The organism is Yersinia proxima (genome assembly GCF_902170785.1).
In the GTDB taxonomy this organism is placed as follows: domain Bacteria; phylum Pseudomonadota; class Gammaproteobacteria; order Enterobacterales; family Enterobacteriaceae; genus Yersinia; species Yersinia proxima.
Genome location: NZ_CABHYG010000021.1, coordinates 1 through 16537 on the forward strand (window position 1 = coordinate 1; position 16537 = coordinate 16537).

The following is a 16537-nucleotide window of genomic DNA, read 5'->3' on the forward strand; positions in this document are numbered from 1 at the left end:
ACATATTTATGCCTCATGCAAATATTATATTTATATAAGTATAATATGAATATAAGTAACTTTAAGATGCTTTATTAAAGTTAATAAAATATAAGGGGAAAAATGAATGAATGGACTCCACCTTCTCGGCGACGATTATTCTGTGACTCGCTTGCCTTTATCTGCCAAATCAAGTTTTATTTCAGTCACTTTGGTCAGAGTGGGAGCAATAACAACACTAGCCCAATTTATGTTAGGTGCAACATTAGGGCATGCGATGACATTTAACCAAGCGATGCTGGCAACCTTTTTAGGGAGTTTACTGCTCCAGTTTGTTAGCCTCGGACTCGGTATTGCTGGTGCTCGTGAGGGGGTGTCAATCAGTCTGCTAGCTCGTTGGTGCGGTTTTGGTCGCATTGGTTCTATTATTATTGGCAGCGGAATAGCGATTAGTCTGCTTGGTTGGTTCGGCATATTAAATGCAGTTTTTGCAGATAGTTTGAATCACATGTTGGGCGATTCGATCAATTTTACTTGGGCTGCCGCTATCTCCGGGATCGGATTTACAATACTGGTTGCATTCGGATTCAAAGCGTTGAGTTGGACAGCAAAGCTAGCCGTACCACTCTTTTTCCTGGCAATTTTCTGGATTTCATTCAGTCTGCTAGCAGGACACAATATTGCTGATTTGGCTGTCGTCCCCCCTACTGGGACGCCGATTTCAATTGCTGCAGGCGCTACGATGGTAGCCGGGGGATACATTGTCGGTGCATTAATGACACCAGATATTAGCCGCTATTGTAAGAATAGCAGGCACGTATTCTGGATGACTATGATCTGTATTTTAGTAGGCGAATTTATTGTCAACGGTATCGCCATATTGATTGCGCATGCGCTCAACACTGCCGATGTAGTGACAATTATGATCCAAACATCCGGGTGGATTGGGTTGCTCACCGTTATTCTTGCTACCATCAAAATAAATGATGTTTGTTTATATTCTTCATCGCTAGCCCTTACAAACGTGGTACAAGGAATAACGGGTAACAGGTGGAATCGAACTTGGCTGACGGTTTTGCTCGGTATCGCAGGCACCATCTTATCAATGGTCGGGATTTTAGATAAGTTTACCGATTTTCTCACTCTACTCGGTGTCGTATTTCCGCCAATATCAGGTGTCATGCTGGTTGACTATTACGTATTACGTACCAGCCGCCAATTGCTTGATGCCTCTCGCCAGACGCAGACATTACCTAAATCAACGCAGTTAATTGGCTGGAAGGCTATCGCGGCTTGTATTGTAGGGACTATCAGCGGTATGAATATTGATTTTGGCATCCCATCATTTAATTCGTTAATCATTGCCAGTGTTACTTATTGGATAATTTGTACTATAAGTAAAAAACCATGACTTCATTGTATGACGTTGTCACTTCCAGTGGATTACGTTGTTATACCCCATAGAAAATGTGTAATTTAAACAGGAGTTGAAAATGGTAAATGATATTAATCATAAAAATATAATTCGCTCTAATGGACTTGATACTGACTCTTTCGGATCACTCATATCATTTATGGAAAATAATGAAGAACCATGGGGCGTAAAAGATTGTGAATCTCGCTTTATGTATGCAAACAAAGCCACTCTTAAATTTAGCCAGTTACCCACTAATTTTAATATTGAAGGCCGATTGGACAATGAGTGTCCTGCCCAGTGGGCAGAATTTGCGCCAGATTTGCAAAAGCAAGATCGAGCAGTTGAAACGGCTAAGAAACGTGTGGCCATGATTCAAACCTGTTTATGGGGACGGGAGCATACGCTTTGTGAAAAATACCCTCTATTTGATGATTCAAAAAAATGCATCGGTACAATATTTCATGTAACAAAATTCAATTTCATTTCTCTGTATGACTTATTTAATAAGGAAATACCCTCTGTACTAGTAATGAACCCCCCTACAAATGATTTCACTAAAAAGGAACTTGAAGTGATATTTCACTTATTACAATCACTCAATGCTAAAGAAATCGGGATAAAGTTAAACCTTTCTCATCGAACAATAGAAAATAAATTACAATTGATATATGAAAAGGCAAAAGTAAATTCACTAAACTCATTTAAAGAATACTGTAAAGCCAAAGGCTTTAATCATTACATCCCGGAATGGTTTATTAAATCTGGCTGTATATTTATTTAGGATTCATAAATAACTCTAACTAGAGAATAAAAATGTGAACAATCCAATTCCGATACCAAAGTGCATCGGCTTAAATTTAATACATTCTCACAACAAAAATATGAATATGAAATGTCATTCAGACTGTCATCGTATTTATATGTTAATTAATGGCTAGAGCAATCAAAAGATATGTAATATTTTAATTAGACAGTCATAGGCTCCCTGCTCAACCCTTTTATCAACCAATACTTGCGCCAAGCCTGCCCCCAGTTGCGTAAATACGGATAAAGTATGAAAGAATTTATCCGTAGGACACAGTAAATCCTGTTTTAAAAAATGGTTTGTATGCTGGCGATGTATTGCTTATTGAAGTCCTGTTTTCTTGCATGACGTAAACTGCATTCTGCCGGTATCATCATTCTTCCTCCTACAAAATACAGTTCTGCACTCAAGCCGTTAAGATATCTACCTGAGTAATTTTGACATGAAATCCGGGAACATTGGTACATCTCTGCTGAATGAAAACGACGAGTTTATTGCCTTACGGACAATCAACCCATCTATAAAAGCAAACAGAATTATAGCGATTTCTTCAGGATTGATATCCATACGAAACTCTCCTGCCGTAATACCTTGCTCAATGATCCCCGCAATGCTTTGTCGCATGATGTTGTCACTGGAGATAAAAGATTTCTGTATATCCGGATTCCGCGCTGACTCCGCTATTATTTCAACCCAAAGCTGATGAGTAACCGGGTAGCCCACATCACTTATACAGGAAATTACCTGTTTACAAAGGCGATCATAATATGAGCCGGTATAAGGCTCATTATGTGCGGTCAATGCTGAATTTTGTTCTTCCAAAACGATGGCCCGTATAAGATCATCCTTGCTTTTAAAGTAAGTGTACATTGCACCCTGGCTAATACCGGCACGAGTGGAAATTTCGCGCACGCTTGTTGCATTAAAACCCTTTTCAGCGAAACAGGCTGCGGCAGCGGTAATTAGTTTATGGTAGGTTTCAGTATCCTTTAACATATCGGCCTTTGACAGTGAATCTATATTGAACTTTAACGCGCTTTTGCGCCAAGAGCCAGATATGAGGTTAGTGGCCTGGCCCTGACTTTATTCCATTACTTCAAAAGTGGTAACTCATTAAGCATATTCTTGAGGTTCAACATATCCCACGGCAGATGTTCAGCGATGGTAAGTCCAACAACTTCTGCTTCAGAGTTGGCCTGATTGATCAATTTAAGCACATCCTCGATGGTCAGTTTCCCTTCAGCCACGTCACCAAAGTCATGCTTCCCTCTCCCCGGTTTTGCAAACAAAACAGAACGAAAAAGTGAAGCGTCCAGAACATCCAGATCAAGGTGAATAGCCAGATACTCGATTTTTTCTCTGGCAATCCACTCCTTGACTTCTTTTGCACCGTTTTTGACCTCTTCAGGAGCTGAAGTCGCGATTTTATAACGGTTCAGGTATTCACTTTCGTAAGCCAGCGGATCGTGGATGCCAGCAATCATTATTTTTGACGGAGAAAGTTTATTCGTTACGTGCTCCACTAAATCTTTATCACCAGTTCCAATCAGCGCTCCCAGCACATGGGCATGTGCATTCGGATACTGTTTAGCCGTCTGTACATCAGGGTGAGCGTCAATCCACAACACACCCAGCTTATCAGCGTATTTACTCAGTAGATGCGCAAAAGGTGCAAGAGAGACCAGGCAGTCACCGCCTAAAACAACAATGGCGTCAGGGTTGTGTTTTTCAATAAGGTCTGCAGCATCATTCAACTGCTTAATAATCTGAGGCTTTGCAGTAATGCCGTCTACTTCAGCCAGAGGTTCTGTGCCCGGCAAAGCAACGGGAACTTCCTCGACCGGCCCTTTCGCTTCCGGAGAAAGGAAGGAAAGAAGAAGAGAACCAAGGTGATAGGGAGGATTATTTCCGCCCTGCCATTGGGGGAAAGAAAGTCTAAGTGTTTTCCTGGTCATAAATTGCCTACCTTTAGTTTCTGTGGAGACCCGCTTACTTTGAAAAAATTACATTTCTGACATTCATCAATGCGTAGCTGTTCAGATAAAAACTCTGAAAGCTGGAAATGAATGAACGATCATTCATTATGTGGTGAGTTCGAAAATTACACAACTAGTCTGTGTGTAGCTGTTAACTACCCTGGCTATTATGAACTGAATAATCAAATAGTTATGACGTTGAGTTTTGCTCTACTGTGATTGACCTGATCCGGTAGTTTAACTCACTTCGATTTTTATAATTTTCGCATTTAGCACTGAACAGTATTGGAACAATGCTTCTTAAGTGAAAATTCACTAATGATATTGATAAAGATATTATTGACTGAATGTAGATAAGTTGGTTAATGAAACTAAAAAATCCGTCGCCCCAACATATAACTTTTTCTGTGCCGATTTTTTCAGGGCTTTACTACTCACTAACATACAGTTTTGGTTGAGGCTACCATTTTTACCACTTGGTAGAACTTAGCCCCTACATTGCAGTTAAATTCCATATGATAATCTTTAATTGTTGCACCACTGGTTTCATCATTTAAATAATCACCAAACACAACATAATTCACGCCCCCATCTCGTTGTGATGATTTGAATATAATGCCATCAAATAGTCCATTCCTATAATTACGAATAGTTTCTGCAAACATCTGAGTCTCGATATAACTAGTATCAGTTGCTCTGAATGGGGTGGAAATTAGCCCATGAAGAGAGCCCAGTATATATCTGTTTTGAAGGTACTTGTCTTTTCTGGGATTATCGAGAATATTAGCACTTTCGTGTTGTATATCATCCAAAAGGGTAAAATCAAAAAAGTTAAGATCCTTGGTACTCACAAACTCGCCAATTGCTATAGTATCATTAACATAGGGACGAAGCTCCGAGATTGCTGTTTCAGGATCTCCCGCCGTATACATAAACGATATTCCCGGAGGACTCATTCGACTATTCGCTGCAAGATAATCTGGCGGTGCAGAAAGTACTTTCTCAGGATTTGATAAGAAAGCGTTTCTGTCATCTTTGACTAAGCGTCCACGATAAAAAACAGTTCCTTTATTTATTGTCTTCAATGCTGAGTTAAATTCGCTCTTTTTGTCCACACGATGCATACATGAGCCAATCAAATTTTCATAAAAACGAGAAGCATCTGTATGAGTGAAACGACGGTGGTGTTTAAGCTCTTTGGCAAAAATATTCCATTTCTCGATAGCTTCTTTAATGCAGTTTTCGATAAACAGATCATCTACAGTGCTTTGATAGCGCCCTTTTATTTGGAAAAAAGAGTCATCTTCTTGGCATAATAAGTCAGCGAGTTTTTCGAGTACTTGTTCATTATCATAAGTAAAGCGCTTCAATACTTGTTTCAACGAAATCGATGCAGAAGTATCGATTTTATTGAGTTCATAGTGATTCCTGATTTTACCTCTTAGCGTAAACAGAAAGTCCTCTAAAATAATGCCACGGAGTTTCTCTTCCGAACATATAAGACAACGTTTTGGAGCCCCAAAGTTAATATTTCTTGTATTGAAATAGTACGATGTTTGGTTACATTCTTCACAAATGACCCCAACAGAGTGTTGAATATTCTCCTGTCTCCGTAGTCTCAAACTCGTTCTAAAGCTACTCATGGTATTACGAATCCTGGCTTGTATTAAAACCATTGATATTAAGCCCTTTTCCCTCAGAGTCCCAGTCAATTTAGAACTGTTATCGATTGGTTAATTGGCGGCATACGTGGCATCTGGGTGTTAATTTATAATCCCGTCATACATTTACATGTTGGGCGTTAAGCATGAGGGATTAACCTAAACGTTGTCGCTAATCATATGGGCCACACATCGGCCCAGATGATTTACAACGTGTACGGGGAATGGATATCAGAAAAAACTTTGATCAAATGGCAATCTTGAATGCTGGTTTTGATAATGATGCCCACTAATGTCCCAAATAATAGCTATCTGATATAAATTCCTTATATATCAATAGTTATCTGGCCCACTGCGGTTTATTTAGAATATGGTCTTGCCAGTCAATTACTTCACTCTCGCGCACAGCAATATGGCGCACCGAAATCCGCTCGCCATGCATCGAGGATTTTGATCCCGTCAATAATGGATGCCAATGGGGTAAATCATGGCCTTCACCAATTAAACGATAGGCGCATGTAGGCGGTAGCCATTCAAAAGTCACCAGATTTTCGCGGGTTAACTTAATGCAATCTTCTTCTAATTCAAAACGACGCTCATAGTTACGACATTGGCAAGTTTTAATATTCAGCTGATCACAGGCCACATTAGTGAAATAAATTTCATCAGTGTCCTCATCAATCAGTTTATTCAAACAGCATTGACCACATCCGTCGCACAGTGATTCCCATTCGCTATCCGACATTTCTGCGAGTGTTTTTTGTTGCCAAAAAGGAAGTTGTGACATAACGGTATCCGGTATAGTGAATAAATATAGAGTCAAATGAGCGGGTCGTTATAGACGCTTTGGCTACCAGATGCAAGTTTTGCCGCCCGAGAGATGGTCCAGGCGGCGTATATTCACTCAGAGTACACGGGTGCTCAACGTCTTGCCATTGAGGCCAATTTTTAGCATATCGCCCGATGCCATCGGCCCGACACCTTGTGGTGTGCCGGTCAAAATAATATCGCCAGGCCGTAAAGTAAAGAAACGGCTGATATAACATATTAATGGCAGGATGGGCGTAATCATATCGCGGGTATTTCCCTGCTGACGGATTTCATCATTAATGGCCAGAGATAATTCTGCCTGTTGTGCATCACCAAACTCAGCAACAGGGATAAAACCCGAAATCGGACACGAACCATCAAATGCTTTGGCTTTTTCCCACGGCTGGCCCGCCTTTTTCAACCCGGCCTGTAATTCGCGCAGGGTTAAATCTAATGCCACACCGTAGCCCACAATAGCGCGAGCCGCTCTATCTTCATTCGCTTGTTTTAACGGCATACCGATCAAAACGGCTAATTCTACCTCATGATGTACAGCACCGAACTCCTTCGGGATAGCGACCGGTTGACGAATATCACACAATGCAGTTTCAGGTTTTATAAACAGCACTGGCTCGACTGAGGTGGTACTGCCCATTTCTTTAATATGTTCGGCATAGTTACTGCCGACGCAAACCACTTTATTTACTGGAAATTCCAGCAAAGCCCCTTGCCAGTCTCTATGTTGATACATACTGCCTCTCCTGATTACATCCTGATAGACACTACCCGCAGCCAAATACTCTGGTCTACCGCTCATTTTGACCGCAGGTTTTATTGACTAATACCATCTGCCATCATACCAATGCTGATAGCGAAATAGTAAGAACGATTCCAATGCATAATAGTCCGGAAATTATCATAAACCAGAAACGCGCGCCCTTGCACATCATCGGGCACGATCACCCAGGCGCGCAAGTCAGAGTTAGCCACACTCCCCTTAGGAACAACACCAAGCTGCTGCCATTGTTTCACGGTCTTGGCTTGGTTGTCTTTCAACCCCGCCAATGCAACATTGAAGCCCTCTGGCAATTGTGCTTCCTGCCCCCAACCAATGCCCGGTTTCCAACCTTCAGTAGACAGATAGTTAGCTGTAGAAGCAAATACATCATCAATATTATTCCAAATATCGACTTTGCCATCGCCATCACCGTCAGCACCATAAGTCAGGAAAGAGCTAGGCATAAATTGACTTTGCCCCATGGCGCCGGCCCATGAGCCTTTTAACTGCGGATCTTCAACCCGACCTTGTTGAATAATCTTCAATGCAGCAATCAACTCTTTGGTGAAAAATGCCTCGCGTCTCCCCTCAAATGCCAAAGTCGATAAAGCTGAAATTACATCCTCTTTACCTTGAATCTTACCAAAGCCACTTTCCATTCCCCACAGCGCCACGATATAGCGCTCAGGGACTCCGTAACGTGCAGTCACTTGTGATAATTGGGGTTGGTAGCGCTGATATATCTCTTTGCCTTGGGCTATTTTGCCTGGCGTCAAAACTTTGGCGAGGTAATCATCCAGTGTGACCTTTTTCTCTAGCTGGTTCCGATCTGATTGGATAACCCGATCAACAAAATGAATATTGGCGAAAGCAATCTCCAGAGTCGCCTCGCTGATCCCGTTTGCTCGAGCCTGAGCTTTCAATTGTTCAACATAAGCAGGAAACTGCGCCGGGTCACGCCCTTGCTCGGATAACATTTTTTTGCTGCTGTTATTGCTGACAAGGGCTGGTGTTGTTTGCGGTGCAACGACCGGCGTTTGTATTGGTGCGGCCGTGTTCTTATTAGCACACCCCAAAGATATAACAGCCGCAAGAGCGACTGTAATCATTGACAATTTCATCGATGCATTCCTTTATCAAGCCGTAAGTGAACTAGGCTTTCGTTTCACCCAAATGCATTTTTAATAGGCTTTCCGGCGGCGGCGGGACTTGCAGATAAAAACCTTGCTCAGCGAGTGAATTTTTCACTTTTTCAATATCCGCTGTTGCTAAGTTTTTACGCTCATTGAGTGAAAGCAGCATCGCAAATTGAGGTTTACCAAAACTGGCGAGTAATTCAGCTGGCACTCGCGAAAAATCGTCTTTCTTTTCAATATAAAGGTAGGTTTGATCGCGTTTCGGGCTTCTGTAGATAGCACAAAGCATATTCTGGACTCTAGTCGATAAATTCAAGGGTAATTTACCCTAAATAATTCGAGTTGCAGGAGGGCGGCAACTGAGTGCCACCCAGTCACTTACTTCAGTTAGTGACTGGGTCAACAAAAGCAACCAACGCACATGCAGCTTGAAGTATAACGGGTATAACTGGGGATTATAACACGCCAGGCTATATCACCTATCCGAGATATCAATAGATAGGGATATCAATGCGGACAGCACAAGGGTCTGGGGCTAAGTAAGACTTTTTAGTGTTGTTCATACTCGGGCGTTGTTGTTGCTGTTGTTGATATTCCTGCTGTTGGCATTTCACCTGTTTTTCCTTTTCATTCCTTGTCACCTCTGCATCCTTTCGCGCTTTCTCGTCATCCAGTTGACGTTGCCATGATTGAGCATCAAGGGCGCTTGCCCCTAATGCTTTTCGTTTTTCAAGATAATCCGTAGAAACTTTACTATCTTTTGGAAGATCAGCGTGGTAGCTAAAATCAGCTCTGACTTGCAATGGTATTGATAGGGTAATAGCGCAGATAAATGATAGTAGGGTGAAATTCCGTTTCATTGTTAATTTCCTTTAGTCAGTGAATGTAGAAGCTGAAAAATATCATATAATGATTATCATTCTCAATACGAAATCACTAGAGCAAACTTGTGACTCATTTCTGCTTTATCAATGTATGGCTCAAATTGGCAATGTATTGAGTGAGATTTCTCCGAAATAATATTACGAGGTATTTCACTCATAGTGATAATAGCCACATTACCCCCTCTTATTTCTCATCTTAAAAACGATAATAACGAGTATGAAGCCGGTTAGCCTGTTGAAAAAATAAACAACACAATCATGACAGTGATATTAACCAAATATAGACAAGCCGGGGCTAGCGAATAAGGAGAAGTTATGCTGTAATTTCCTACAAGATTGGCATCATTTGGGTGTTAGGATTCAATATATTGATACGGATAGATTTATTTTTATATTACCTATAACATGCTTGGGAAGATCAGAATATTGTACCCCGAATGATATTCCGGGGATTAAACGCAGCTGAAACTGAGTCAGGATAGATGTCACAATCGCCAATTGAGTTAAAAGGCAGTAGTTTTACCCTATCGGTCATTCATTTACATGATTCACGACCAGAGGTAATCCGTCAGGCATTACAGGAAAAGGTAGATCAAGCGCCCGCTTTCCTGAAAAACGCCCCTGTTGTGATTAACGTTGCAACGTTACCTAACGGTGCTAACTGGAAAGATCTCCAACAGGCTGTCACTTCAGCGGGTCTGCGTATTGTTGGCATCAGTGGTTGTCAGGATGAACGTCAAAAACGTGCGATAGCACGGGCTGGCTTGCCATTACTGAGCGAAGGTAAAGGTCAGAAAATGGCTCCGGAACCGGTTATTAGTCCGCCGGAGAATGTTCCTACCAAGACACGAATCATCAACACGCCTGTCCGTTCTGGCCAACAGATTTATGCCCGTAATTGTGATTTGATTGTTATCAGCAGTGTCAGTGCTGGAGCTGAATTAATTGCCGACGGCAATATTCATATCTATGGAATGATGCGCGGTCGTGCGCTAGCAGGTGCATCAGGTGATGCGCAGTGCCAGATTTTTTGCACGCATCTGGGTGCTGAACTAGTCTCTATCGCAGGGCAGTACTGGTTGAGTGATCAAATCCCCAGTGATTATTTTGGTCAAGCTGCGCGTTTGCATTTGCTGGATAACGCATTAACTATACAACCTTTAAATTAAGCCCTTTTGACAAGGAATCCATTTCATGGCACGCATTATTGTTGTTACATCGGGTAAAGGGGGCGTTGGCAAGACCACATCAAGCGCGGCTATCGCAACCGGCTTGGCCCAAAAAGGTAAAAAAACCGTTGTTATCGATTTTGATATCGGACTACGGAATCTAGACTTGATTATGGGTTGTGAACGCCGGGTAGTTTACGATTTTGTTAATGTGATTCAAGGTGACGCCACGTTGAACCAGGCATTAATAAAAGATAAACGCACAGATAATTTGTATATTCTGCCCGCTTCTCAGACCCGTGACAAAGACGCTCTGACCAAAGAGGGTGTCGAAAAGATTTTAAACGATCTTGGCGAAATGAATTTCGAATTTGTGGTATGTGACTCACCTGCTGGCATCGAAAGCGGTGCGTTAATGGCGCTGTATTTTGCTGACGAAGCGGTTATCACGACCAATCCTGAAGTTTCTTCAGTTCGTGACTCAGACCGTATCCTCGGGATATTGTCATCCAAGTCACGCCGAGCTGAGAATGGTCAGGAACCGATTAAAGAACATCTGCTGTTGACTCGCTATAACCCAGGGCGTGTTAATCGCGGCGATATGCTTAGCATGGAAGATGTCCTTGATATTCTGAGGATACCACTGGTTGGCGTTATTCCAGAAGATCAGTCCGTATTGCGCGCCTCGAACCAGGGCGAGCCTGTGATTCTGGACAAAGAGTCAGATGCCGGTAAGGCGTATGACGATACCGTTGACCGTTTGCTAGGAGAAGAACGTCCCTTCCGCTTCATTGAAGAAGAGAAGAAGGGCTTCCTGAAACGCCTTTTTGGGGGATAAACCATGGCTTTGTTAGACTTTTTTCTGTCCCGCAAAAAACCGACAGCCAATATAGCCAAGGAACGGCTGCAAATTATCGTCGCTGAGCGTCGTCGTGGGGACAGTGAGCCCCATTATTTGCCTGACTTGAAACGCGATATTTTGGCGGTTATTTGTAAATATATTCAGATCGACCCTGAAATGCTGCATGTGCAATTTGAGCAGAAAGGGGATGATATTTCGGTACTGGAACTTAACGTGACATTACCGGAAACGGAAGAAACGCCTAAATGATTTCTTCGCAATAACTACCCCCTGTATTTATTTACAGGGGGTAATTCCTTTTTGTTAGCTGTATATATTCCCAGGTTTATCCTTATTATATATACGCCCATCAAAACAAGAAAATTCTTAACTCTTACTTCTGCTATTAATAGCGCTGTAAAATCTCAGTCAATTCCGTTGCTAATAGCTCCCCACGCCAGCCACTTAATAGTTCAGGCTGAACCTCTGATGACTTCAATTTCCAATGCCAACTGAGCAATTGGTTTATTTGCCGGCGTGACGCTAACAATTCACTGCTTAACCCACTACGCTCACTGACCGACGCAATAAGTGCTTTAATATCTTTAAAAACTTTTTTGTAACCCGGTTGATCAACCAGATTGATAATCGGCGGTGGCAGTTGACCCTCAGGAACGGCATTACCTTCCGCTACCAGCGCCAGCAAGGTACGGCCATGATAGCGGATCTCCTGCCCACTCAAGCCCAGAGAGTCAAGTTCACCCAGCGAGGTTGGCTGATAACGGGCGACTTGCCACAGGTTCTCTTCGCGCACCACAAAGTTCACCGCCAGATCTCGTTCACGAGCCTGACGTAAGCGCCATGACGCCAGCTTTTGCAGGCAAGCCAACTGATGACCACGTAACTGCCAGGCATTGGTGATATCGCGGTAAGCTAATTCAGGATCGAGTGTTTCACTACGGCGGCGGCACAACAACTCACATTCGTCTTTAGCGGCGTCCATGCGCCCTGCAGCTTCGGTCGCTTCAACTAATTTAGCGGCCAAAGGTAGCAAGTAAAATACGTCAGCAGCAGCGTAATCACACTGTTTTTCACTCAGTGGACGAGCAATCCAATCCGTGCGAGATTCACTTTTATCTAATTCGACCCCTTCAAATTCATTCACCAGCATGGCGAAACCGCAAGATAATGTTCGGCCCGAAAATGCCGCCAGCACCTGAGTATCAATCATCGGTGTGGGCATGAGTTCAAAGGCATTCAAGAACACCTCGAGATCTTCACTCCCCGCATGCAGATATTTGACCACATTTAAATCTTGCAACAACTCTCGGAAAGGCTGCCACTGCGTGATGGGCAAAGGATCAATCAGTGAAAGTTGCTCGCCGTCATACAGTTGAATCAGGCCCAACTGAGGATAGTAGGTGCGGGTTCTGACAAACTCTGTATCCAATGCAACCTGGGCATGTGTTCTGGCTTGTTCGCAGACCTGCTGCAACGCACTGTCGGTCGTGATCAACTGATAATTCAAAACGTGATTCTCTATTAGTCGTTAGTTCTATGGCAAACACAACAACGCCGGTGATAACCGGCGTTGTTGATGATGATTGAGTGACTCCCTCGTTAAGCTAAGCCGCGTTTTGCTCGCTAGTCTTAGCTTTGATCTGATCGTCACGCAGTTCCCTGCGCAAAATTTTGCCAACATTCGATTTTGGCAATTCGTCACGGAACTCTACTATTTTCGGTACTTTATACCCTGTTAGGTAGCGGCGGCAATGGGTTAGCAGCTCTTCTTGAGTCAATGAGACATCTTTTTTTACGACAAACAATTTTACTGTCTCACCGGAGACCTCATTAGGCACCCCTACAGCGGCAGACTCCAGCACTTTCGCATGTAACGCCACCACATCTTCAATCTCGTTGGGATAGACGTTAAAGCCTGAAACCAGAATCATATCCTTTTTACGATCAACGATACGCAAGAAACCTTGTTCATCTAACGTCGCAATATCACCTGTTGCCAGCCATCCATCTTTTAATACTTCATCTGTCGCTTCAGGGCGTTGCCAATAGCCTAACATAACTTGCGGTCCGCGCACCCACAGTTCGCCCGGCACCCCCATGGCAACATCGTTGCCTTCATCATCCACCAACCGAACATCGGTGGAAGGCACGGGTAAGCCAATACTGCCACTGTAATGTTTCAAATCATAAGGGTTACCAGTGACTAACGGCGAACACTCCGTCAAACCATAACCTTCCAGTAAATGTTTCCCGGTCAGTTTCTCCCACTTTTCAGCCACCGCTTTTTGTACTGGCATACCGCCGCCCACAGAAAGCCGCAATGTCGAGAAATCTAATTTGGTGAATTCTTCATTATTTAATAGCGCATTAAATAACGTATTCACTCCTGTTATCGCCGTGAAGGGATAACGGCTGAGCTCTTTCACCGTACCTGCAATGTCACGCGGGTTAGTTATCAATAAACTGCGCCCGCCCAGTTCGATAAATAGCAGGCAGTTCATGGTCAAAGCAAAAATATGATACAGCGGCAGCGCCGTTACCACCAACTCGTGACCTGGCTGTAACAATGGCGCGTAGGCAGCCTTAGCCTGTTCCAGATTCGATTGCATGTTACGGTGAGTTAACATGGCCCCTTTCGCCACGCCAGTAGTACCGCCGGTGTACTGCAAGAACGCCATATCTGTATTGATGACATCCGGCTTCACATACTGCATCCGCCGACCTTTTTGTAAGGCCGTGCGAAATGAAATAGCATCAGGCAAATAGTATTTCGGCACCAGACGCTTGATATATTTCACCACAAAATTAACCAGAGTCCCTTTCGCAGTCGACAGTTGGTCACCCATCCGAGTCAAAATGACGTGCTTGACCTGAGTCTTAAATACGATTTTTTCCAATGTATGAGCAAAGTTGGAAACAATAACGATGGCCGCAGCACCACTATCATTAAGTTGATGCTCTAATTCTCTGGGGGTATACAACGGATTGACATTCACCACAACCATACCAGCACGCAGGATACCAAACAAAGCGATAGGATATTGCAGCAGATTCGGCATCATCAATGCGACTCGGTCGCCTTTTTGTAACCCCAGGCCTTGCTGTAAATAGGCAGCAAAAGCACGGCTACGCTCTTCCAGTTTACGGAAGGTCATCACCTCCCCCATATTGATGAATGCAGGTTGATCCGCATAACGTAATGCAGCGTTTTCAAACATTTCCACCAAAGAAGAATAGCGATCCGGATCAATTTCTGCGGGGACATCGGCCGGATATCGCTTTAGCCATACTTTTTCCAAGGTAGTGCTCCTAAAATTATTATTAGTCGCCCAGATGGGAAGGCAAACTTATTTACACCAGAACTTTAACAATATTTTAACTCAGCTTACCAGTTTGCTTTTAAACAATTTTGAGGTTGGGATATACATCACTATTTTCTGGCATTGAGATCATAGAAATAATCAAGTTGGCACATGTCGTCAAATAAACCTCAATAAAATCAACATGCTATTTTGATTTTATTATGTTAAATGATATAACTTTTTGATTATAAAATCTTTTATGCCAATTCTGTGTGGAATAGATGCAGAAAGGGCGCTGAATTCAGCGCCCTTTTGTTAAATATACGTCCGCGTAGGTAACCGGCCCACTACTCCGTGACGATAGTTTGTATTGGTGCTGGCCCAGGGTTATACCAACCGCCCCACCCTGGCCCCCACATACCAGGGTTACGGTAACCCCAAGGCCCCATAGTTGGCGGCATCAACACTTGTTGTTCGAGGTGCCAACGTTTATAACCGGTGGCATTCATTACCACAAAGTCATAAGGAGTCATGCCGATTTTACCCGCTTCAACACCGGTAATCGGCCCGACAACAGTCACAAGATGCCCACGAAAATCGACCGGTTCCAGGAAACCATTCACATAAGCGATAACACGCCCTTGTGAAGGTTCACCCAAAATAGGTCGTGCACCTGAGTCTAAAGGTACACTGGCAATCTCAAGTCGGGTGCGATGTGCTTCGTTGGTGACGTTAATAACCGTTCCGCCAAAGCGCGCTTCCTGACCGATAAATACTTTCGGATCAGTTCGAACCAAATTAAGGTTTTGCTGTGGTGTCGCGGTTGTTCCCTGAATCGCTGGCGGGATCGTGACACAACCGGAAAGTAGCAAAACGCCTAATCCCAGCCAACCACACATCCATTTGCGGTTTCTATTTCTGGTCGATTGAGTTGTTGACGTCATTATCGCCATAACCTGAGGCTCCTTATCATATCTCTATCTTGGTATTTTAGACTCTAAACAGCATGACAAGTTGCTATATTCTTAATTCTTCAAATTACAGCAGCAACGCTAAGTTCTAACGTCCCGGCAGTTTTTTCCAGGTCACTTCATTGCGCAGATACACCGGCTCGGCATGTTCCACACTGACAACCTGCCCATTCGCCCATGATGATAATGCCAGCGGCAACATATCTTCTGCATGAGGTAAGGTGATTTCACCGTCTGTCAGCACCACACGGCTACCGCTAATCAGATCAGGATAAGTCTGCCAGCCCGTCCCCACCGTTGACCACGAACCACCCAATGATTGTGCGTGCTCCAGCGCTTGTGCCGGAGTCATCACCGCTTCACTCGCATCGCCGAGCCATAGCCCTTCGTCGTTGCGCTCGAATTCACCCCAATAAACTTCACCCATACGAGCATCTATAGCGGCTAATATACGAGATGCCCCTGTCAGACGAAACGCTCCCTGAGCCATGGTCTGCAAGGTTGAAATGCCAATCATTGGCAAGTCAGCACCCAATGCCAGCCCCTGGCCAATACCGATACCAATGCGCACACCGGTAAAACTGCCAGGCCCACGGCCAAAAGCCAGTGCATCGAGTTGTTGCAGTGATAAGCCCGACTCAGCCAGCACTTGCTGCACCATTGGTAAAATTCGTTGGGTGTGTTCTCGTGGGCAAAGCTCAAATAAGGTCTGAACTTCACCGTTGTTCCAGAGTGCGACAGAACAGGCTTCTGTTGCGGTATCGATCGCTAAAATTCGCGTGGACAT

Annotated in this window: 17 protein-coding genes; 5 read left to right on the forward strand and 12 right to left on the reverse strand. The window is 43.7% G+C overall.

Going from position 1 to position 16537, the window contains the following annotated elements:
• The first annotated feature begins 106 nt into the window (after positions 1–106).
• Both FTB31_RS19740 and FTB31_RS19745 read left to right on the forward strand, forming a co-directional pair.
• On the forward strand, positions 107–1390 hold the full coding sequence (locus tag FTB31_RS19740) for a cytosine permease (protein ID WP_077295194.1): 1284 nt from the start codon (positions 107–109) through the stop codon (positions 1388–1390).
• Positions 1391–1472: 82 nt separating this feature from the next.
• A complete protein-coding gene (locus tag FTB31_RS19745; RefSeq protein WP_050075503.1) occupies positions 1473–2177 on the forward strand; it encodes a helix-turn-helix transcriptional regulator in 705 nt (234 codons plus the stop codon).
• Between the two features lie 447 nt (positions 2178–2624).
• Here the strand turns inward: FTB31_RS19745 and FTB31_RS19750 are convergent, their stop codons facing one another.
• The 8 genes from FTB31_RS19750 to FTB31_RS19785 form a co-directional block, all read right to left on the reverse strand.
• On the reverse strand, positions 2625–3197 hold the full coding sequence (locus FTB31_RS19750; protein ID WP_050075502.1) for a TetR/AcrR family transcriptional regulator: 573 nt from the start codon (positions 3195–3197) through the stop codon (positions 2625–2627).
• A 95-nt stretch (positions 3198–3292) separates the two neighbouring features.
• Positions 3293–4156: an arginase family protein gene (locus FTB31_RS19755; RefSeq protein WP_050075501.1), complete on the reverse strand. Its 864-nt coding sequence runs from the start codon at positions 4154–4156 to the stop codon at positions 3293–3295.
• A 458-nt stretch (positions 4157–4614) separates the two neighbouring features.
• A complete protein-coding gene (locus FTB31_RS19760) occupies positions 4615–5820 on the reverse strand; it encodes an RES family NAD+ phosphorylase (RefSeq protein ID WP_196299154.1) in 1206 nt (401 codons plus the stop codon).
• Positions 5821–6178: 358 nt separating this feature from the next.
• Complete coding sequence (locus FTB31_RS19765) at positions 6179–6625, reverse strand: YcgN family cysteine cluster protein (protein WP_050075499.1); 447 nt, start codon at positions 6623–6625, stop codon at positions 6179–6181.
• 117 nt (positions 6626–6742) lie between these two features.
• A complete protein-coding gene (locus tag FTB31_RS19770) occupies positions 6743–7399 on the reverse strand; it encodes a fumarylacetoacetate hydrolase family protein (RefSeq protein WP_050075498.1) in 657 nt (218 codons plus the stop codon).
• An 80-nt stretch (positions 7400–7479) separates the two neighbouring features.
• A complete protein-coding gene (locus FTB31_RS19775; RefSeq protein ID WP_175628115.1) occupies positions 7480–8547 on the reverse strand; it encodes a lytic murein transglycosylase in 1068 nt (355 codons plus the stop codon).
• 31 nt (positions 8548–8578) lie between these two features.
• Positions 8579–8851, reverse strand: coding sequence for a YcgL domain-containing protein (locus FTB31_RS19780; RefSeq protein WP_050075496.1), 273 nt, complete (start codon positions 8849–8851; stop codon positions 8579–8581).
• 202 nt (positions 8852–9053) lie between these two features.
• Positions 9054–9422 (reverse strand): hypothetical protein, encoded by a 369-nt coding sequence (locus FTB31_RS19785; RefSeq protein ID WP_050075495.1) that lies wholly within the window; start codon positions 9420–9422, stop codon positions 9054–9056.
• 506 nt (positions 9423–9928) lie between these two features.
• On the opposite strand from FTB31_RS19785, the gene minC reads away from it, so the two are divergent.
• The 3 genes from minC to minE are packed head-to-tail and all read left to right on the forward strand — an operon-like array spanning position 9929 to position 11726.
• A complete protein-coding gene (gene minC / locus FTB31_RS19790; RefSeq protein WP_050075494.1) occupies positions 9929–10615 on the forward strand; it encodes a septum site-determining protein MinC in 687 nt (228 codons plus the stop codon).
• A 25-nt stretch (positions 10616–10640) separates the two neighbouring features.
• Positions 10641–11453: a septum site-determining protein MinD gene (gene minD / locus FTB31_RS19795; RefSeq protein WP_005163000.1), complete on the forward strand. Its 813-nt coding sequence runs from the start codon at positions 10641–10643 to the stop codon at positions 11451–11453.
• 3 nt (positions 11454–11456) lie between these two features.
• Positions 11457–11726, forward strand: a complete 270-nt coding sequence (gene minE, locus FTB31_RS19800) for a cell division topological specificity factor MinE (protein WP_002211180.1) — start codon at positions 11457–11459, stop codon at positions 11724–11726.
• Positions 11727–11862: 136 nt separating this feature from the next.
• Here the strand turns inward: minE and rnd are convergent, their stop codons facing one another.
• The 4 genes from rnd to tsaB form a co-directional block, all read right to left on the reverse strand.
• Positions 11863–12984 carry a ribonuclease D gene (gene rnd, locus FTB31_RS19805; RefSeq protein WP_077175395.1) on the reverse strand — a complete coding sequence of 374 codons (1122 nt, stop codon included), beginning with the start codon at positions 12982–12984 and terminating at the stop codon, positions 11863–11865.
• 97 nt (positions 12985–13081) lie between these two features.
• Positions 13082–14776: a long-chain-fatty-acid--CoA ligase FadD gene (fadD, locus tag FTB31_RS19810; protein WP_050075492.1), complete on the reverse strand. Its 1695-nt coding sequence runs from the start codon at positions 14774–14776 to the stop codon at positions 13082–13084.
• Positions 14777–15126: 350 nt separating this feature from the next.
• Entirely contained in the window at positions 15127–15732 is a 606-nt protein-coding gene (locus tag FTB31_RS19815; RefSeq protein WP_050075491.1) for a Slp family lipoprotein, read from the reverse strand.
• Between the two features lie 106 nt (positions 15733–15838).
• Positions 15839–16537 (reverse strand): tRNA (adenosine(37)-N6)-threonylcarbamoyltransferase complex dimerization subunit type 1 TsaB, encoded by a 699-nt coding sequence (gene tsaB / locus FTB31_RS19820; protein ID WP_050075618.1) that lies wholly within the window; start codon positions 16535–16537, stop codon positions 15839–15841.